The sequence below is a fragment of the Streptomyces sp. NPDC025784 genome, assembly GCF_055558435.1.
Genome location: NZ_JBVHMN010000021.1, coordinates 111,547 through 131,590, shown reverse-complemented (window position 1 = coordinate 131,590; position 20,044 = coordinate 111,547). Strand labels below are relative to the sequence as shown.

The window sequence follows — 20,044 nt, the reverse complement described above, 5'->3', positions numbered from 1 at the left end:
AAGAGTGGATGGACATGCTCCGCTACACACTGATGCGCCTTGGGATCTTCGCGGGCTGCCTCGTGGTCGTCTGGGGCCTCGTCTACTCCGGGATCGCCCCCCGCGGCCTCGGCGACTCCAACTTCATGTGGGTCGTCCTGCTCGCCCTGGTGATCTCCGCGCCGATCAGCTTCGTCGTCCTGCGCAAGGAGCGCGACCGCGCCTCGGCCCAGGTCGTCGCACGCGTGGACCGCGCCAAGGCCAACCTGGACCGCAACCGCGGCCAGGAGGACATCGCCGACGACGCCGCCCGCGGGGCGCAGGGCCAGCCCTCCTAGGACCCCGCGCGGTCCGCCCCGGCGCCCGGCCTTCGTGCTCCGTACGGTCCGCCCCGGCGGCGACCGATCGTACGCTTGCCCGCATGGGTGCTGTGAAGAACAAGCGGATGCCGCGCGCGGTGCGCGAACAGCAGATGCTGGACGCCGCCGTACGGACCTTCGGTCAGCGCGGGTACCGGGCCGCCTCGATGGACGAGATCGCCGATCTGGCGGGCGTGTCCAAGCCGTTGGTGTACCTGTACCTCAACTCCAAGGAAGACCTCTTCACCGCCTGCATCCGCCGTGAGGCCGAGGCGCTCACCGATGCCGTGCGCGCGGGCGTCCGGCCGGGCATTCCCGCCGACCGTCAACTCTGGGAAGGGCTGCGGGCGTTCTTCACGCACACCGCCGACAACCCGGACGGCTGGGCGGTCCTGCACCTCCAGGCCCGGACGCACGGGGAGCCGTTCGCCGCCGAGGTGCTCGCGATGCGCGAGGAACTCGTCGTCTTCGTCACCCAGTTGATCGTCGTCGCAGCCCGCGAGGCGCACCGCGACCCGTCCCTGCCCGAACGGGAGGTCGCCGGACTCGCCGAGGCCCTGGTCGGCGCCGCCGAGTCCCTCGCGGCCTGGGCCAACGCCGCTCCCGGCATCTCCGCCAAGCAGGCCGCGGCCACGCTCATGAACTTCGCCTGGTCGGGCCTCGGCAACATGATGGAGGGCCGTCCCTGGTCCCCGCCGCCGCAGGACTGATCACCACAGGGCCGGGCGCACCTCGCCGGTGAGGTGGACGCGGTCTTTGCCCCGGAGCTCGAAGGCCGGGCCCTCGGCGGCGTACGTCACCGTGCCCGGCAGCAGGACCGGGGCCCTGAAATCGGCGCGCACGGTCACCTCGCCCTGCGGCCCGTACTCGGCGAGACAGCGGGCGACGGTCCACATGCCGTGGGCGATCGCACGCGGGAAGCCGAAGAGGCGGGCGGTGAAAGGGTGCAGGTGAATGGGGTTGCGGTCCCCGGACACGGCCGCGTACCGGCGCCCGACGTCCCCGGCCAGGCGCCACTCGGCCCGTGAGGGAAGCGACGGGCTTTCCGAGCCGCTCGCGCCATCTGTACTGCCCGCCCCGTTCGTGCCGCCCGTGCCGATGGCGCCGCCCGCACTGACCGCGCCGCTGGTCCCGCCCGCGCCGTTCGGGTCCGTGGTCGCGGATTCGGGGGCCGTATCGCCGTCGCGTCGACGGTGCCGTGCCAGATATGTGCTCCTCGACTCCCACACCAGTCCGCCGTCGACGCGCGCCTCGGTCAGCACCCGTGCCTCGGTGCCCCGCCGGTGCGGCACCAGGCGCTCGACGTGCATGGCGAGTTCGTACTCGGCCGTCACGGGCGGCGCGCTCCACTGCGTGATCTCGATCGACGTGTGCACGAGGCCGAGCAGCGGGAGCGGGAACCCCCGGCCCGCCATGATCCGCATGGCCAGCGGGAACCCCAGCACGTGCGGATAGGTCGGCGGCAGCGCTCGCGATCCCGTCGCGAAGCCGCACACCCGCTCGTAGGCGGCCAGCCGGGCGAGGTCGACGCGCACCCCGGGCAGGACGAGCCGGGTCGCCGGCACGGGGGCGTCGGACCGGGGCCGTCGCAGGGGCGAGAGCAGCGCACCGCGGGCGAGTGCCGGGAGGAGGGCCGGTGAGGAGGTGAGGGTGCGGGTGTCCATGGGGGCTCCAGGGGGATCGCGGTCGGTCCGGCGTTCGGGGACGGGTCGTTCGGGCCGAGGAGGGGACTGGGGGCCGGAGCGCGGGGTGCTCTCGGGGGGAGGCCGTCGGGCCCCGGGGTGCGGTCGGGGGAGGCCGTCGGGCTCCCGGGTGCGGCCCTCGGACGGGCCCGCCCCCGGCCCGCCCTCATGCGCCGAGCAGACTCTGCCCGCACACTCGGACGACCTGCCCGTTCACGGCCCCGGATCCCGGATGCGCGAGCCACGCCGTCGTCTCGGCGACGTCCACCGGAAGCCCGCCCTGCGCAAGGGAGTTCATCCGTCGCCCGGCCTCGCGGATGAACAGCGGCACCGCCGCCGTCATCTTCGTCTCGATGAATCCGGGGGCCACCGCGTTCACCGTGACGCCGTGCTCCGCCAGGGCTCCGGGCGCCAGCGCCCGCACCAGCCCCACGATCCCCGCCTTGGACGCGGCGTAGTTGGTCTGCCCGGCGTTCCCCGCGATCCCGGCGATCGAGGCGGTCGCGACGATCCGCCCGCCGGGCCGCAGCGTCCCGGCGTCGAGCAGCGCGTCCGTGGTGCGCAGCACACTCGCCAGGTTCACGTCGAGCACGGAACTCCAGCGCTCCGCAGCCATGTTGACGAGCCTGCGGTCGCGGGTGATCCCCGCGTTGTGCACGAGCACGTCCAGCCCGTCGGGCAGGGCGGCCACCATGCGCGCCCCCGCGTCGGCGGCGGTGATGTCGAGCGGCAGAGCGACACCCCCGAGGCGCGCGGCGAGCGCGTCGAGCCCGGCCCCGGCGGCCGGCACGTCCAGGCACACCACTCGCGCGCCGTCCCGCGCCAGCGTCTCGGCGACGGCCGCGCCGATGCCCCGTGCGGCCCCGGTGACGAGCGCGGTCCGACCGGCCAGGGGCCGGTCCGGGTCCGTGGGGGCCTCGGCCGGACCGTCGTCCGGCCGCCCCGGCGCGGTCACCTCGACGACCTGGCCGCTGACGTAGGCGGACCTGGGCGACAGGAAGAAGCGGAGCGTCGACTCGGCGGCGCCGGCGTCGGTGAGCCGCAGCAGTGTCACCGTCCGGCCCCGCCCGATCTCCTTGCCGAGCGACCGTACGAAGCCCTCCAGGGCCTGTTGGGCGGCGGCCTGCCGGTGGTCGGCCGGGTCGAGGGGTGCCCCGAGGACGACCACCCGGCCGCTGTCGGCGACCGAGCGCACCACGGGGTGCAGTGCCGCGTGCACCTCGGCGAGCGCGTCCACGTCGGTGACGCCGGTCGCGTCCAGGACGACGGCGGCGGCGGGGCGGTCGCCGCCGCTGCCGGAACTTCCGTCCGCGGGCGGGGCGGAGTCCGCAAAGAGGCCGTCCGCGGTCCGTGCGTGCGGGCCCGTGCGGGCCAGCACACCGGCCAGCCCGTCGAGGCCCGGCTTGCCCGCCGTGAGGTGCAGCAACCCGCCCTCCAGCAGCGGGCGTCCGGCCGACCAGCGGTGCAGCGCGGCGGGCTGCGGCAGCCCGAGCCGACGGGTCAGGAAGCGGCCGGGCGCGGTGCCGGTGAAGCTCAGATAGCGGTCGGCCATTGTCCAACTCCCAGCTCGGGCGTACATTTACTCTGGAGTAAGGTTACCGAGGGTAAGGCTACGTCAAGGGCAAGGAACAGGTCGAGATGAGCCCCCAAGAACCCCCGACGCCCGGCCGGCCGGAGCCGGACCGGCCGCGGCAGGACCGACCGGCACCAGGACTCGCGCGCACCCGCCCCGTCGCCGTGGTCGGCGGCACCCGCATCCCCTTCGCCCGGTCCGACGGCCCCTACGCCACCGCCTCCAACCAGGAGATGCTGACCGCGGCGGTCGACGGCCTCGTCCGGCGCTTCGGGCTGGAGGGCCCCGGCGCGGTGGGGGAGTTGGTCGCCGGAGCGGTCCTCAAGCACAGCCGCGACTTCAATCTCGCCCGTGAGACGGTCCTCGGCTCGGCGCTCGACGCCCGCACCCCGGCGTACGACATCCAGCAGGCCTGCGGCACCGGCCTCCAGGCCGTCGTCGCCGCCGCCAACAAGATCACCCTCGGTCAGACGGAGTCCGCGGTCGCCGGAGGCGCCGACACGGCGAGCGACGCCCCGCTGGGCGTCAACGACGCGCTGCGCCGCATCCTCCTCGAAGCCCGCCGCGCGAAGTCGGTGCGGGCGCGGCTCGGCGCGCTCTCGCGGATCCGCCCCTCCCATCTCGTCCCGGACGTCCCGCGCAACGCCGAGCCGCGCACCGGCCTGTCCATGGGCGAGCACGCCGCCGTGACCGCCCGCGCGTGGGGCGTGACGCGCGAGGCGCAGGACGAACTCGCGGCCGCCAGCCACCAGCGGCTGGCGGCGGCGTACGAACGCGGGCTGCTGGACGACCTCGTCGTCCCCTTCCGGGGGCTGGAGCGCGACCAGAACCTGCGACCCGGTTCGACGACCGGGAAACTGGCCGCCCTCAAGCCGGTGTTCGGGCTCGACGGCCCCGGCCCGACGATGACCGCGGGGAACTCGACCCCCCTGACGGACGGCGCCGCCGTGGTCCTCCTCGCGAGCGACGAGTGGGCCGAGGCGCGCGGGCTGGCACCGCTCGCGTACCTGACCGCGTACGAGACGGCCGCCGTCGACTTCGTCGGGGGTGACGTGGCGGGCGGCGAGGACGGTCTGCTGATGGCCCCCGCGCACGCCGTCCCGCGCATGCTGGAGCGCGCCGGACTCACCCTGGACGACTTCGACTTCGTCGAGGTCCACGAGGCGTTCGCCTCCCAGGTCCTCGCCACCCTGGCCGCATGGGAGAAGCGCGGCCTGGGGCCGGTGGACCGCTCCCGTCTGAACGTCGCGGGGTCGTCCCTCGCCACCGGCCACCCGTTCGCCGCCACCGGCGCCCGCATCGTGGCGACGCTGGCGAAGCTCCTCGCGGAACGGGACGCGCCCGGGCGTGGGCTCATCTCGGTCTGCGCGGCGGGCGGCCAGGGCGTCACCGCGATTCTGGAACGGCCCGCTTAGGGGTGTCTGCCCGGCCCGCGCGGGTCCCCCCGGGCCGGCGTCGGCCTGCCCCGCAATCGGTCCGGTCGCGGGCAGCCGCGGCGCGGAAAGGTGGAGGAGATGTGGACGCGGAGGGGTGTTGTGGCGGAAGACGTATCCGAAGCGCAGAAGCGAAGGCCGGACCCGGGAGAAACCTCGGATACCAGGGGTAACTCGCACCGCGCCCGCCCCAAAGCCCCACAAACCCCACACGTGGGAGCCGTACGATCCCCGTCTCGCGTGGTTGCCGCCACTCCGCGCCCCCGTCCCCCCTCCCCGTGAACACCCCCGCGCCCCGCGCGAAACCTCTCGTGAACCGCCCGTCTCCCAGGGCCGTATGAGGGTTCGCGACCCTCACGCCACCTTGGCCCCCGGTCGACAAGGAGCCGCCCCGTGCCCAGCCTGTACTCCCCCGTACCTCCCCTCATGGAGCCCGAGATCAGGCGGCTGGACGGCGTGGTGCGCGAGGTCTCCGTCCCCCCGCTGGTCGGACACGTGCGGCACGGATCCCTCGCGGACATCCCCTTCGACAACGCGGACGCGGCGCCCGGCGACGTGGTCCTGAGCCGGAAGGCGCTGGACGGCACCTGGCGGGACGTGTCCGCCGCGGAGTTCGCCGCGCAGGTCCTCGCGGTGGCGAAGGGGCTGATCGCGGAAGGGCTCGTACCGGGCGACCGCATCGCCATCATGGCGCGCACGACATACGAGTGGACGCTCCTCGACTTCGCCGCCTGGGCCGCGGGGCTGGTGACCGTGCCCGTCTACCCGACCTCCTCGGTCTTCCAGACCCGGTGGATCCTCCAGGACTCCGGTGCCGTCGCACTCGCCACGGAGTCCGTGGCACAGGCCGCCGCACTCGGCCCGGAACTCGACCGGATGCCCGACCTGCGGCACATGTGGGTCTTCGAGAAGGGGCACGTGGAGCGGCTCGCGGAACTCGGCCAGGAGATCCCCGACCAGGAAGTCACCGTGCGCCGCGGGGTGCTGGGGCCCGACACCCTCGCCACCCTCATCTACACCTCCGGCACGACCGGCCGCCCCAAGGGCTGCGTCCTGACCCACGGCAACTTCTTCGCCGAGGTCGACAACGCGATCGAACTCCTCCACCCCATCTTCAAGGCCAAGACCTCCGACGCGGCCTCGACGCTCCTCTTCCTGCCCCTGTCCCACGTCTTCGGGCGCATGGTCGCGATCGCCTGTCTGCGCGCGCGGGTGAAGATCGGCCACGCGCCGAGCCTCCAGACGGAGGACCTGCTCGCGGACCTGGGCTCCTTCAAGCCGACCTTCCTGCTGGCCATCCCGTACGTCCTGGAGAAGGTCTTCAACACCGGCCGCGCGACGGCCGAGCGCATGGGCCGGGGCGCCTCCTTCGACCGGGCGGCCGGGATAGCGCGCCGCTACGGCGAGGCGGTCGAGGCGCGGCAGCACGGCACGGGCCCCGGACCCAGCCGCCGCCTGCGCGCCGCCCGCGCTCTGTACGACCCGCTCGTCTACCGCCGCATCCGCAACGCGCTGGGCGGCAGGGTGCGTCACGCCATCTGCGGCGGCTCCCCGCTCGGCCGCCGGCTCGCCGCGTTCTACGCGGGCGCCGGCATCGAGATATACGAGGGGTACGGCCTCACCGAGACCACCGCCGCCGCCACCGTCACCCCACCGCAGAAACCCCGGCTGGGCACGGTCGGCTGGCCCCTGCCGGGCACCCGGGTACGGATCGCCGCCGACGGCGAGATCCTGCTCAGCGGCGGCCAGCTCTTCCGCGGCTACTGGGACCCGCACGCGGGCGGCGTGGTGGACGCCGCGCCGGACGGCTGGTTCGCGACGGGAGACCTGGGGGAGCTCGACGACGGCGGCTATCTGGCCATCACCGGCCGCAAGAAGGAGATCCTGATCACCGCGGGCGGCAAGAACGTCGCCCCGGCACCACTGGAGGACTGGCTGCGCTCCCACCCGCTGATCGCGCAGTGCATGGTGGTCGGCGACCGCCGCCCGTACGTCTCCGCCCTCATCACGCTGGACCCCGAGGGCGTCGCCCACTGGCGGCGGATGAACGGCAAGCACGCCGTCCCCGCCGAACTCCTCACGGACGACGCCCAGTTGCTCGCGATCCTCCAGCGCGCCGTCGACGACGCCAACCGGCTCGTCTCCCGGCCCGAGTCGATCCGCCGCTTCACCGTCCTGCCGAGGGACTTCACCGAGGAGGCGGGCCATCTGACCCCGTCGATGAAGCTGCGCAGGGAAGCGATCGCCCGGGACTTCGCCGACGCGATCGAGGGCCTGTACGCGAAGTGAGGGCCGGGGCGGTCAGCCCAGCCCCGCCGCCCGCAGGGCCGCGGTCGTGGCGCCGGCCCCCAGTACCACCGCCACGAACGGTGCCCGGCGCCAGGCGAGCACCCCGCCCGCCAGCACTCCCAGGGGCCGGGCCCAGCCCGCGAACCCCCGGGCCTCGGTGAACGCCCCCGTGGCGAGCAGCGCGACCAGCAGGACCACGGCCGCGGACGACAGCAAGTGCCGGACACGCGCGGACAGTTCGACCCGTCCGTGCAGCAGGGGGCCGATCAGGCGGAAGGCGTACGTCCCGACGGCGAGCGCCAGGATCGCGGCGACCGTCGCGCTCACGCGGGCCTCCGGAAGGCGAGCAGGCCCGTCAGCGCCGGCAGCACCGGCACGCCGACCGGGACGAAGGGCGTCAGCGCGAGGGCCACGGCCGCTCCGGCGAGCGCGGCGCGCCGCACGTCCGCGTCCTCGCGCAGCGCGGGCAGCACCAGCGCCACCAGCACCGCCGGGAACGCCGCGTCGAGGCCGTACCGCGCGGTGTCGCCCAGTGCGCCCCCGGCCAGGGCCCCGCCGAGGACGCACAGGTTCCAGGAGGCGTACAGGCCGAGACCGGAGATCCAGAAGGCGGCCCGGCGGCGGGCCGGGCCGGACTGGGCCAGGGCGAAGGCGACCGTCTCGTCGGTGACGAGGTGGGCACCGACCAGCCGCGCCAGACGTCCGCGGCCGATGACGTCCGCGACGGCGAGACCGAAGGCCGCCGTGCGGGTGTTGAGCAGCAGGCCCGTGGCCGCCGCGGCGAACGGTCCGCCCCCGGCCAGCAGGATTCCCACCGCGCTGAACTGGGCGGAGCCCGCGTACACGATCAGCGACATCACCACCGGCACCCAGACCGGCAGCCCGCCCGCGACGGCGATCGCCCCGAACGAGACCCCGACGATCCCGCCGGCGAGACAGACCAGGCCCACGTCCCGCAGCAGCCGTGGATCGAGGACGGGCGGAGCGCCGGAGGATGTTCGGATGAGCGAACGCATGTTTTCTACAATGAACAATGACGGACCTGTTCGTCAAGCCGAACGAACGTACCGATGGAGCGAACGCCATGACCGAGCCGGCCGACGGGCGCGACGGCCCCCCGACCCGCCTTCCCCTCGACTGGATCGCGGCCTCCCTGCGCCGAGAACGGACCCGGGCCGGACTCTCCCTCTCCGAGCTGGCCAAACGCGCCGGCATCGCGAAGTCCACGCTGTCCCAGCTGGAGACGGCGGGCGGCAATCCGAGCGTGGAGACGCTGTGGGCGCTGGGCGTCGCGCTCGGTGTGCCGTTCAGCGCGCTGGTCGAACAGCCGGCGCCGGCCGTCCAGGTGATCCGCGCGGGCGAGGGACCGACCGTCCACTCGGAGCGGGCCGACTACGCGGCGACGCTCCTCGCGGCGAGCCCTCCGGGGGCCCGGCGGGACATCTACCACCTGCGGATGGAACCCGGCGCGGTCCGTGAGTCGGACCCGCACATCCCGGGGACGGTGGAGCATCTGATCGTGGGCGCCGGACGGCTGGCGGCGGGGCCGCGCGGCGAGACGGTCGAGCTCGGCGCCGGTGACTACATGTCGTACCGGGGCGACGTGCCGCACGCGTACGAGGCGCTGGCATCCGGAACGGCTTTCGTCCTGGTCATGCAGCACGTGTGAGGCATTCTCCGGCCCGCCCGGCGGGAAAAGGCGGAACGAACACGGAGGGGAAAAGGCAGGAGCCCCGTCGCCGAACGGCACGGGGCTCCTTGGGTACTGCTATCAGGTCCGGTTCAAAGCGTCGGGCTCAAGGAGCCGAAGGCTTAGATCGGGGTGACGTTCTCCGCCTGCGGACCCTTCGGGCCCTGCGTGACGTCGAAGGAAACCGACTGGTTCTCCTCAAGAGAGCGGAAGCCGCTCGCGTTGATCGCGGAGTAGTGGACGAAGACGTCCGGGCCGCCGCCTTCCTGGGCGATGAAACCAAAGCCCTTTTCGGCGTTGAACCACTTCACGGTTCCGGTAGCCATAAGCCCTCCTTGGGCCCAAAGGGTTGCCCTGCTCCAGAACCTGCGATTGTGTAAACAACTGCATACGTCTGAAAACGACTAGAGCCCGCGGTCACATGCTCCGCAGGCTCTGTACTGCAAGGGAAACCAAACTGCAACTTGCGGGCGAGCCTAGCACGCAGGCAGCCGAAAGCAATAGAGGGCAAGATCACGTCACCCGAATGTTTGACCCAGGTCGGAAGCGGGTTGACGTAGCGGTGTCACGAGGGTTGACAGAAGGGGTCGAGGGCCTTTCCGGTATACGTCGGGGACCCTGGAGCCAGCACGGTACCCCATGGGGGCTAGCCTCGCGATGTGGACAATTCTCGCACCCGGCCGCGCGTCGGCCACATCCAGTTCCTGAACTGCCTGCCCCTGTACTGGGGGCTCGCGAGAACGGGCACGCTCCTCGACTTCGAGCTCACCAAGGACACCCCGGAGAAGCTCAGCGAGAAGCTGGTGCAGGGCGATCTCGACATCGGGCCCATCACGCTCGTCGAGTTCCTCAAGCACGCCGACGAACTCGTCGCCTTCCCCGACATCGCCGTCGGCTGCGACGGCCCGGTGATGTCCTGCGTGATCGTCTCGCAGGTCCCGCTGGACCAGCTGGACGGCGCCCGGGTCGCACTCGGGTCGACCTCCCGCACCTCCGTGCGCCTCGCCCAGCTGCTGCTGGCCGAGAAGATCGGCGTCCAGCCGTCGTACTACACGTGCCCGCCGGACCTCAGCCTGATGATGCAGGAGGCCGACGCCGCCGTGCTCATCGGCGACGCCGCGTTGCGCGCCAACCTCCTCGACGGCCCGAAGTACGGCCTGGAGGTGCACGACCTCGGCAGCCTGTGGAAGGAATGGACGGGCCTGCCGTTCGTCTTCGCCGTGTGGGCCGCCCGGCGCGACTACCTGGAGCGCGAGCCCGTCGTCACGCGCAAGGTGCACGAGGCCTTCCTGTCCTCCCGGGACCTCTCCCTCGTCGAGGTCACCAAGGTCGCCGAGCAGGCGGCCCGCTGGGAGGCCTTCGACGAGCAGGTCCTGGAGCAGTACTTCACGACGCTCGACTTCCGGTTCGGCGGCCCCCAGTTGGAGGCCGTGCGGGAGTTCGCCCGCCGGGTCGGCGCGACCACCGGCTTCCCGGCCGACGTGGACGTACGGCTGCTGGAGGCCTGAGCCCGCCGAGTCCCCGGGCCGCGTGTGCCGGGGCCCGGGGCGCGTACGGAACTACGCTGCTGGGCAGTGCGTCCAGAGCGTACGGGGGAGGGGATGACGCCATGCAGCCGCTCGGAGCCGACGAACCCACCGTCGTGGGGCCCTACCGGCTGCTCGGCCGGCTGGGCTCCGGCGGCATGGGGCGCGTGTACCTGGGGCGCAGCGCGGGCGGCCGCACGGTCGCCGTCAAGATCGTGCACCCGCACTTCGCGCTCGACGAGGAGTTCCGTGCCCGCTTCCGCCGCGAGGTCGAGGCCGCGCGACGGGTGGGCGGCGCGTGGACGGCGCCCGTCCTCGACGCGGACCCGGAGGCGAACGTCCCGTGGGTCGCCACGGGCTACGCGGCCGGTCCCTCTCTCGCCACCGCCGTCACGGACGGCCGCGGCCCCCTTCCCCCGCACTCGGTACGGGTGTTGGGCGCCGGTCTCGCCGAGGCGCTGTCGGCGGTCCACGCGCTCGGCCTGGTGCACCGCGACGTCAAACCCTCCAACGTCCTGCTCACCCTCGACGGCCCCCTCCTCATCGACTTCGGCATCGCCCGTGCCACGGACGGCACCGCCTCCCTGACCTCGACGGGCGTCTCGGTCGGCTCCCCCGGCTACATGTCGCCCGAACAGATCCTCGGCAAAGGCGTCGCCGGAGCGGCGGACGTCTTCTCGCTGGGCGCGGTCCTCGTGTACGCGGCGACGGGCGAACCCCCCTTCCCCGGCGACTCCTCCGCGTCCCTCCTCTACAAGGTGGTGCACGAGGAGCCCCGACTGGACGCCGTACCAGGGGAGTTGCGCGACCTGGTGGCGGCCTGCCTGGCCAAGGACCCGGCCGCGCGACCGGCCCCGGACGAGGTGGCCGGACGCCTGGCCCCCGACGGGGCGGCCCGGCTCGTGACGGCGGGCTGGCTGCCCGGACCGTTGGTCGAGCAAGTCAGCCGCAGCGCCGTGCAGTTGCTGAACCTGGAGGCGGTGGACACCGCACCGCCGTCCGGACCGGTGGGATTCAGCAGCCCCTCGGTGAGCGGCGCGTCCGGCGCGGCCTCCGCCACGGATGTCCCTGTCGCGGGGGCGGCATCCTCCTGGCCCGGGCAGCCCTCCGCCCCGGGGGCGTCCGTTCCGGGAATGTCCGCTCCGACAGGTCAGGGCTCGGCCGCGGGGGCGCCCGCAGATCCGGGCCCGGCGTCCGCCGACGGTGCTCTCCCGCCCGGCGGTGGGGCGTTCGGGCCGCCCGCGCAGGGCTTCGGGCCCCCACCCGCCGGATTCGGGCCGCCGCCCACCATGCCCCCCGGGCCGGCACACCTGCCCGAGCAGCGCCCGGCGCAGCCGCGGGACGCCGCACCCGCGGGGACGTCCCCCTCCGCCGGCCACCCCGGCAAGGTCTCCGTCAGCGTCGCCGCGACCTCGGTCACCGGTGCGAACGGACGGGGACGGAAGGTCAGTTGCACCGTCGCGCTGGCCGTCGCGGGAGCCCTCGCGGCGGTCACGGTGGGCTCCGCGTTCCTGTTCGACCTGATGCCGGGCGGCGGCGACGCCACCAACGACCAGGGTGCCGGCCCGGCGCGGACCGGTCCCGCGGCGACCGCGAGCGCGACCCCCCGCCCGTCCGGCACGGACGCCGGCGAGGCCCCCGGCACCGTCCCCGCCGCCTACCTCGGCACCTGGGAGGGCGACGCCCTCGCCCTCGGTGGCACGCTCCCCATGGGTACCTTCCGAGTCACCCTCCACCAGGCTGACGTGGGCGAGGAGTTGGGCACCTTCCGGCAGACCGACCAGATCGGCGGCATCTGCGACGCGGTGTTCGTGCTGAAGAAGGTCAGCAGGCAGCAGCTCGTCGCCACGAGCGTCGCCGACAAGTCCAACCGCGACGTGTGCACGAAGGGCCGGCACGAGGTGCGGCTCACCCCCGTCGGCGACGACCTCAGGTACGAGACGGACAACTCGGAGGCGGGGGACCCGGTGGCCCGCATGTCCAAGGTCGACTAGGGGGTTTCGTTCGGATCGGCGCGGACCCGAGCCGATCCGAATGAAGCCCCCTGACGGCCCTGCCCGTCCCGTCCGCCCCACCCGTCACTACTGTGTCTGCGATAGCGAACACCACCGCACCGCTCGCAACCACGCAGCGACGGGACGCCGTTCAGGGCGTCGACAACGGGGAAGGCCCGACCATGGAGACACTGCAGCCGGACGATCCGCGGGAGTTGGGGAGCTACCGGCTGCTGCGAAGACTGGGTGCGGGCGGCATGGGACGGGTGTACCTGGCCCGTTCACCCGGCGGACGCACGGTCGCGGTGAAGGTGGTGCGCCCCGACCTGGCGGCGGACGCCGACTTCCGCCGCCGCTTCGAGCACGAGGTGGAGATAGCCCGCGCCGTCTCGGGCCGGCACACCGCCCCGGTCGTCGACGCCGACCCGGACGCGGCGCTGCCGTGGCTGGCGACCGCGTACGTGCTCGGCCCCGACCTCACGGACGTGGTCGACGCCCACGGCGCGCTGCCCGAGCGCACGGTCCGCGCGCTCGGCGCGGGCCTCGCGACGGCCCTCCAGGAGATCCACGCGGCCGGCCTCATCCACCGCGACCTCAAGCCGTCCAACGTGCTGCTGGCCGCCGACGGCCCCCGCGTCATCGACTTCGGCATCGCGCGGGCCGTGGACGGAAACCGCATGACCCAGACGGGAGTCGTGGTCGGCTCGCCCGGCTACATGCCCCCGGAGCAGGCCATGGGACGGGACGTCGGCACGCCCGGCGACGTCTTCTCGCTGGGCGCCGTCCTGACCTTCGCGGCGACGGGCCACAACGCCTTCGGCGACGGCGCGGCCTCCCACGCGGCCATGCTCTACCAGATCGTGCACGGCGAGCCCGACCTCACCGGCGTACCGCAGTCCCTGCTCGGGCTGATCCGGGCGTGCCTGCTGAAGGAGCCGGACCAGCGGCCCGCCCCCGGCGAACTCGTGGCGGCCCTCGCACCGGGCGGCATCGGCAGCGTGCTGACCGACTGGCTGCCGTCGGCGGTCGCCTCGACCATCGCGACACACGCGGCGGGCATCCTGGACCTGGAGGCCCCGGACGCCCCGGCCCCCGCCACGGCACCGGTCTTCGGCCCGCCGCCGGCGATGCAGGGCGGCACACCGGCCCCGGGCACTCCCGCGCAGGGCACCCCCGCCCCGGCCGGGACGCCGGTGCCGGGCTACGGCTATCCGCCCGGCCACGGCACCCCCGCCCCGGCGTACGGCACTCCGGCAGGCGGCATCCCCGGCGGTCCGGCCGAGGGCACCCCCCTCCCCGGCACGGTCGCCCTCGGCACGCCCCCGTCCGCCCCGGCGCCCTCCCGGCGCCGCTTCCTCGGACTGACGGCAGGCGTCGCCGGTGTCGCGGTCCTCGGCGGTGGCACCGCCTGGTGGCTGTCACGGGACGGCGGCTCCTCCGACACCTCGACGGGCGCGGGCGGCTCCACCGGGCCCGACGCGCAGACCTTCACGACGCCTCCCGCAGGCACGGCACCGCAGGCCCTGTGGCACCGGTCGGTGCCCGAGGACAGCACGAGCGACGACGTGCCGCTGATGATCCACGACGGTCTGCTCATCGTCATCGGAGATCCGCTGGTGGCGTACGACGTGAAGACGGGCAAGCCGAAGTGGTCCCGCAAGGGGGTCGCCAGGTCCGGCGCCCTCCCGCTGCTCGTCGACGGCACACTGTTCCTCGCCGACGGGGACTTCGACGGCGTCCTCGTGGCCCTGGACGTGACCACGGGCAAGGAGGCCTGGCGCGCACGCCTCGACAAGAAGCTGGACCTCGACGAGACCGTCGCCGTCGACGCCAAGCACGTCTACGTCACGGTGACGGACCTGAACGACTCGCACAGCGCCACCGACTACCGCAAGGGCATCGCCGCGATCGACATCAGCACGCGCCGACAGGTGTGGTCGCAGATGCGCGACTGGGGCACCGACAACTGGGACGTCCAGGGCACGGCCTCGGGGAAGTACCTCGCCTACGCGGACTCCAAGTACAACCTGACCGTCCGCGACACGGCGACCGGTCAGCAGCTGTGGACGAAGAAGCTCGGCGACGACTGGAGCTGGACCCCCAAGGTCGCCTCGGGGCTCGTCTTCCTCCAGGGCGACAAGCTGACGGCCCTCGACGCGGACTCCGGCGAGGTCGCGTGGACGCTGTCGCCCAACGGCCGCCGCGGCTTCGACGAGCCCACGGTCATCGACGACGTGCTGTACGTCGCCGACCACGACGGCGGGGTGTGGGCCGTCGAGGTCAGGACCGGGAAGAAGATCTGGCTCTGCGAGGACCCCGGAGCCCGCCGCGCGCCCACGACCTTCCTGCGGGCCGGAGCCACCCTGTACGGCGCGTCCTACTGGGACGAGGGCGGGATCTTCGCCATGGAGGCGAAGACGGGCAAGTCCCGTTGGGTCTACAACGACAACAAGGGCCCGGGCGAACCCTGGCGGGTCACCCTCTCCGGCAACCGGCTGCTGGCGACGCACGGGTACGAGATCTACGCGCTGCCCGCCGTGTGAGCGGGGGCCCCGGCCGGGAGCCGCGCGACCGCGCGACCCGGACCTGAGCGTTCCCGGACCTGAGCGTTTCCGGACCTGAGCGTTTCCGGACCTGAGCGTTTCCGGACCTGAGCGTTCCCGGACCTGAGCGTTCCCGGACCTGAGCGTTCCCGGACCTGAGCGTTTCCGGACCTGAGCGTTCCCGGACCCGGAGGCGGGCCGTACGCCGCCGCCGGGTCCGGCCGGCCCGCTGCTCTCGACCGCGCGCCCCGGCCCGGAGGTGTTCCGGACCGGGGCGCGGGTGCGTCACATCGGTGTGCGTGCCGTCGGCCCACGTCTCGTCGTGCGTGCCGTCGGCCCGCGTCACATCGGCGTCGTGACCGTCAGCGGCTCGCCGTCGCCCAGGTGCAGCAGGCCCTTGCCCGGGGCCACCGGCCCGCCGACCATGCTCCGGTTCGTGCGGATGCCGATGAGCTCGCCCGCCGAGGAGTCCTGCGGAGAGAGCAGGATTCCTCGGCGGCCCTTCTTCATCTCCACCTGCCAGCCGGAGAAGCCGCTGCACACGTCGTCCTCGTCACCGGCGATGACCAGGCCGAGACCACGCTCCGCGCCGCGCTGCACGATCCGCTTGAACACGGTCTCGGCGTCGCAGTCCTCCAGCACCTCGCCGTCGTCGACGAGGACCACGACGGGCTCCCGCAACGTGGCCGAGTCGATGGCCTCGCGCAGGTCGTCGCTCTCGATGTCGTCCTCGTCGAACACCTTCAGCACGCCGTCCACACCGTCGAGTTCGCGCAGCGGCGACGGGCGCGGCGCGGCGACGACGATGCGGACGCCCTGCGCCAGATACGACTTCGCCATGTTCATCAGCGTCGTACTGCGGCCCGACTTGGCCGGACCCGCGATGACGAACGTCGGCACACCCCGCGCGAGGTCCGGACCGAAGCCCATGATGTCGTCGCCGCCGATGCCCACCAGGCTCCACAGCCGGGAACGGGAGGCCTCCGGGTCGCGCATCTCCCAGGCGTCGGTGAAGGAGATCCGGGTGGGCAGGACGTCGACGCGGAACGGGCGCCGCGAGCGCGGCAGATCCGCGTCACGCACCGTCGCGGCCTCGCCGATCGCGGCGATCGCCGCGGCCTGCCCCTGACCCGTGGAGTCCTCGGAGAGCAGCGCGAACTGGGTCTCGGTGCCGTGCTCGTTGCGGTAGCCGCGGCCCGGCGGGATCTCCTCGGGGACCTTGCGGGCGTTGATGCCGAGCAGTGAGAAGTCCGAGCGGTCCGCGAGCCGCAGACCGTACTTGTCCTCGGTGAGCGAGCCGATGCGGGTCGACAGGATCTGGCGGTCGCCCGTCATCACCATGTGCAGACCGACGCTCGCGCCCTCCCGCATCATCGCGGTCAGCTGGTCGGTCAGGTCACCGTGGTCGTACTCGCCGAGCGTCGGCAGCCAGCCCTCCCAGCGGTCGAGCAGCACCACGATGTGCGGCAGCCGCTCCTCCTCCGGCACCGCGGCCCGCTGCTCGCCGATGTCCGCGAACCCCTTGTCGGCCAACAGGTCCTGCCGCCGGGTGAGTTCACCCTTGAGGCGGGCGATGAGACGGACCACGCGCTCGGTCTGGTTACGGCTGACGACGGCCCCGCAGTGCGGCAGCCGGGTCAGCGCGTTCAGGGCGCCGTTGCCGCAGTCGATGCCGTACAGGTGCACGTCCGCCGCCGAGTGCGTCCGCGCCAGCGAACCCGCGAGGGTCCGCAGGATCTGCGAGCGGCCACTGCGCGGCGCACCGCCGACGAGGAGGTGACCGAACGAGGCGAAGTCCACGACGACGGGCCGGCGGGCCTGGTCGGCGGGCAGGTCCTCCACACCGTACGGGGCCGGCGGCAGCTTGCCCGGTCCGCCCGAGAAGGCGGGCACCGGGATCTCGTCGAGCAGCAGGGTGTCGGACAGCGCGGGCAGCCACGGGCTGTGCTGGGCGGGGATGCCGAGCGCCTGGTTGGCCTCGCGGACCGCGTCCACCAGCACCTTCAGGTCGGTGATCTCCTCCTCCTCGCGCTGCTGGGCCTTCGGCTTCACCAGCGCGGCCCGGCCCAGGTCCTCCCAGCCGAGCGGGCCCGCCCACGGGGCGAGCAGCGTCGGATCGGCGGCGCCGGGACGGCGGCCACCGACACGGCCCGACTGGAACGGCACCAGCGAGGCGTGCCCGAGGCGGACGTAGGCCCGTCCCGGGGTGCTCTTGGAGATGTGCCCGGCCTCGGGGGAGTCGATGACGTCGCTGGACTCGCCGCCGTCGGTGACACGCAGGGCGATCCGCAGGTTGGTGTTCGCCCGGATCTCGGGGGAGACCACACCGCTCGGCCGCTGCGTGGCGAGCAGCAGGTGGATGCCCAGCGAGCGGCCCCGCTGGGCGATGTTCACCAGGCCCGTCACGAAGTCCGGCAGGTCACGCACCATGGACGCGAACTCGTCGATGACGATGAGGAGCCGGGGCACCGGCGGGTGCGACGGGTCGCGGCGCACGAGGTCCTGGTAGTCCTCGATGTCCTTGGCGTCGGCCGCGGCGAGGATGTGCTCGCGCCGCTTCAGCTCGGCGCCCAGCGACTCCAGGGCCCGCTCGACGAGATGGGCGTCGAGGTCGGTCACCATGCCGACGGTGTGCGGGAGCTTGACGCAGTCCTTGAACGCCGAGCCACCCTTGTAGTCGACGAGGACGAACGTCATGTTCTCCGGCGTGTTCGCCACGGCCAGCGACGCCACGATGGTCTGCAGCAGCTCCGACTTGCCGGAACCGGTGGTGCCCGCGATCAGACCGTGCGGGCCGTCCCGGCGCATGTCGATACCGAACGGGCCGTCGTACGACTCGCCGATGACCGCCATCGTCGACTGGCCGCCCATCCGCCAGCGCGCGGTGATCGCGTCACCGGTCGGCGGCTCCAGCTGGAGCACGTCGAGCAGCCGGCTGGCGCCCGGAAGCGCCGAGTCCTCGGTCTCGCCGCTGATGTCGCGCAGCGGGGACAGGGCACGCGACAGCCGAGCGCACCAGGCCGCCGAGACGAAGTCCGGCCGTACGTCGCGGACGCGGGCCACGCCCGTCTGCTGGACGCGCAGCCGCAGTTCGAGCGCCTGCTCCGTGCCCGCCGCGGAGTCGTCGGCGTCGGCGGCGTGCCAGGCGTGGAAGGAAGGGAAACCGCCGGGGGCCGCCGGGGCACCCGGTGCGACCCGCTGCTGCGGGACGGCGTACTCCTCGGGCTTCGGCTCCGCGATCACGATGGCCTGGCACTCGCCGGGCAGGAACCGCTCCTCGGCGTCCAGACAGATCGCGTACATCGACATGGCGGGCCCCTCGCGCAGCAGCCGCACCACACCCGGCATGGAACGCAGCCGGCGCGAACCGTCCCACACGACGACGATGTCGGGGTCGTTGAACGACGCCTTGTTGCCGTTCTGCTTCGCCGCCTTCTGCCGGGCGTCGAGCAGCTGCGTCAGCTCGCCGATACGGGCGCCGACGGTCTCCGCGTCCGTACCGATGAGGACGTTGGTGTCCTGTGCGCCCGAGGGCCGGCTGTGCGGCAGCCACCGCACCCAGTCCCAGCCCTCCCGGCCGCTGTTCTCCGTCAGTACGTAGAACTGCACGTCGAGCGGGCTGTGCAGCACGGCCGTCTGCGCGACGGCCCAACGCCCCAGCGCCTGCGCCGAATCACCGGGCCCCGCGATGCCGACGACCCCACGCTCACGCAGCGGGAGCGCGACCGGAGCGTCCTCGATGGTCCAGGTGACCTCACGCTTGTGGTCGTCCTGCTCCGGATCGTCGAGCACGACCTCGGAGGGCAGCCGGCCGGTCCCGACGCGCAGCAGCAAATGGTCCGCGTCGGTGCGCCGGCGCTCCCACAACCGGGTGCGCGGCCCGGTGCCCAGCGACAGGACGGCCGCCGGGTCGGGTATGGCCTGCCGCCGGTCGAGCCGTTCGGCGACCAGCGCCTCCTGGGCGTCCTTCTCGATCCGCTCCTTGTGCTCCTTGTACTCCTTGACCTGTTTCGCATGGGACTTGCGTCCCTGCTTCTTGTCCATGAAGAAGTTGCCGAACATGATCAGGGGGCTGAGCAGCGCCATGATCAGGTAGTACCAGCGCCCGAAGATCATCACCGAGACGACGGCGCCGACCAGCGGGGTCACGGCCATCAGCCAGGGCAGCGGCCGGGCCTCGTAGTCACGAACGGGGCTGGGCAGCCGGAACTTGGTCTCCCGCTCCGGCGGGTGCAGCCGGGGCGGCCGGTTGTAGTCGAGGCCCGCACCGTCGTCCGACCACTTCAGGGCGGCGTTCGGGGGCGTGTAACGGTCCAGTTCGAAAAGGGTGTTGCCGACGGCGATCTGGCTGCCGAGCGGCCACTCGTCACTGTCGCGCTCCTCGACGGCCGACCCGTCGAGGGTGACGCCCTCCTTGTCCTTCGCGTCCCCGTGCACGGCGACCTTGCAGGTCCCGTCCGTCGCCACGGACAGCGTCAGGGCGCGCTGCGGGAGCTCCGGGTCGTCGACGCGGATGTAGGAGGCGGGCCCGCTGCCGATGTCGTACCGGCCGATCCCGAGGCGGTGCACCGCACCGGCCGCAGGACCGCTCGCGACCCTCAGCTCCACCAGCCCGGACGGCTCGCCCGGCAGGCACCCGGCGGGGTCGTGCAGACTGACGACGGCGCCCTCGCGCAGCGGCGAAGTCCCTATCGTCGCGCCGGGATCGACGGGATACCCGTCGACGTACGTGACGGGCGCCCCGCCGCTCGCGGCCTGGTGCTGCCCGATCGGGATGATCTGCGCGCCGCCGCTGTACCCGACGTGCGCCGCCAGCTCCTTGGCGATGTCCCCCACCGAGGACTCGGGATCCGCATCAAGAACCACGTCGGCGGTGGCACCGCCGAGCGGATCGACGACGGTCAGAGTCAGGCGCACTCTCGTCCTCCCCAGCCACCTGAGGCCGCCTCCGGAACGCCGGCCACAGTGCCCACGAC

At 73.2% G+C, this 20,044-nt stretch carries 14 protein-coding genes; 8 read left to right on the top strand and 6 right to left on the bottom strand.

Annotated features, from left to right (window positions below):
• Positions 1-14: 14 nt before the first annotated feature.
• On the top strand, positions 15-317 hold the full coding sequence (locus tag ACZ4IF_RS36140; RefSeq protein WP_095935989.1) for a DUF4229 domain-containing protein: 303 nt from the start codon (positions 15-17) through the stop codon (positions 315-317).
• 83 nt (positions 318-400) lie between these two features.
• Entirely contained in the window at positions 401-1,048 is a 648-nt protein-coding gene (locus ACZ4IF_RS36135) for a TetR/AcrR family transcriptional regulator (RefSeq protein ID WP_467570807.1), read from the top strand.
• Here the strand turns inward: ACZ4IF_RS36135 and ACZ4IF_RS36130 are convergent, their stop codons facing one another.
• A complete protein-coding gene (locus tag ACZ4IF_RS36130; RefSeq protein ID WP_467570804.1) occupies positions 1,049-2,002 on the bottom strand; it encodes a MaoC family dehydratase in 954 nt (317 codons plus the stop codon). It lies immediately after the preceding gene.
• A gap of 184 nt (positions 2,003-2,186) precedes the next feature.
• Entirely contained in the window at positions 2,187-3,572 is a 1,386-nt protein-coding gene (locus ACZ4IF_RS36125; RefSeq protein ID WP_467570801.1) for a 3-oxoacyl-ACP reductase, read from the bottom strand.
• Positions 3,573-3,658: 86 nt separating this feature from the next.
• On the opposite strand from ACZ4IF_RS36125, the gene ACZ4IF_RS36120 reads away from it, so the two are divergent.
• Together ACZ4IF_RS36120 and ACZ4IF_RS36115 are read left to right on the top strand one after the other, a co-directional pair.
• A complete protein-coding gene (locus ACZ4IF_RS36120) occupies positions 3,659-5,008 on the top strand; it encodes an acetyl-CoA C-acetyltransferase (protein WP_467570799.1) in 1,350 nt (449 codons plus the stop codon).
• 444 nt (positions 5,009-5,452) lie between these two features.
• The gene (locus ACZ4IF_RS36115; protein WP_467570949.1) at positions 5,453-7,315 is read left to right on the top strand and encodes an AMP-dependent synthetase/ligase; all 1,863 of its coding nucleotides are present in this window, start codon (positions 5,453-5,455) and stop codon (positions 7,313-7,315) included.
• A 12-nt stretch (positions 7,316-7,327) separates the two neighbouring features.
• On the opposite strand, the gene ACZ4IF_RS36110 is transcribed toward ACZ4IF_RS36115, so the two are convergent.
• Positions 7,328-7,642, bottom strand: a complete 315-nt coding sequence (locus ACZ4IF_RS36110) for an AzlD domain-containing protein (protein ID WP_467570796.1) — start codon at positions 7,640-7,642, stop codon at positions 7,328-7,330.
• Complete coding sequence (locus ACZ4IF_RS36105; protein WP_467570793.1) at positions 7,639-8,331, bottom strand: AzlC family ABC transporter permease; 693 nt, start codon at positions 8,329-8,331, stop codon at positions 7,639-7,641. The genes ACZ4IF_RS36110 and ACZ4IF_RS36105 overlap by 4 nt, the downstream gene beginning before the upstream one ends.
• Positions 8,332-8,399: 68 nt before the next feature.
• Here ACZ4IF_RS36105 and ACZ4IF_RS36100 point away from each other — a divergent pair, with 68 nt between their 5' ends.
• Positions 8,400-8,984 (top strand): helix-turn-helix domain-containing protein, encoded by a 585-nt coding sequence (locus ACZ4IF_RS36100; protein ID WP_467570790.1) that lies wholly within the window; start codon positions 8,400-8,402, stop codon positions 8,982-8,984.
• Between the two features lie 143 nt (positions 8,985-9,127).
• Here ACZ4IF_RS36100 and ACZ4IF_RS36095 read toward each other — a convergent pair whose 3' ends face one another.
• A complete protein-coding gene (locus ACZ4IF_RS36095; protein ID WP_028805073.1) occupies positions 9,128-9,331 on the bottom strand; it encodes a cold-shock protein in 204 nt (67 codons plus the stop codon).
• A 333-nt stretch (positions 9,332-9,664) separates the two neighbouring features.
• Between ACZ4IF_RS36095 and ACZ4IF_RS36090 the strand changes: the two genes are divergently transcribed.
• From ACZ4IF_RS36090 to ACZ4IF_RS36080, 3 genes are all read left to right on the top strand, one after another.
• Entirely contained in the window at positions 9,665-10,513 is an 849-nt protein-coding gene (locus ACZ4IF_RS36090) for a menaquinone biosynthetic enzyme MqnA/MqnD family protein (RefSeq protein ID WP_095935888.1), read from the top strand.
• Positions 10,514-10,614: 101 nt separating this feature from the next.
• The gene (locus ACZ4IF_RS36085; protein ID WP_467570787.1) at positions 10,615-12,525 is read left to right on the top strand and encodes a serine/threonine-protein kinase; all 1,911 of its coding nucleotides are present in this window, start codon (positions 10,615-10,617) and stop codon (positions 12,523-12,525) included.
• A gap of 182 nt (positions 12,526-12,707) precedes the next feature.
• Positions 12,708-15,068 (top strand): protein kinase domain-containing protein, encoded by a 2,361-nt coding sequence (locus tag ACZ4IF_RS36080; protein ID WP_467570785.1) that lies wholly within the window; start codon positions 12,708-12,710, stop codon positions 15,066-15,068.
• A 342-nt stretch (positions 15,069-15,410) separates the two neighbouring features.
• Here ACZ4IF_RS36080 and ACZ4IF_RS36075 read toward each other — a convergent pair whose 3' ends face one another.
• Positions 15,411-19,985, bottom strand: coding sequence for an FtsK/SpoIIIE domain-containing protein (locus ACZ4IF_RS36075; RefSeq protein ID WP_467570782.1), 4,575 nt, complete (start codon positions 19,983-19,985; stop codon positions 15,411-15,413).
• Positions 19,986-20,044: the final 59 nt, after the last annotated feature.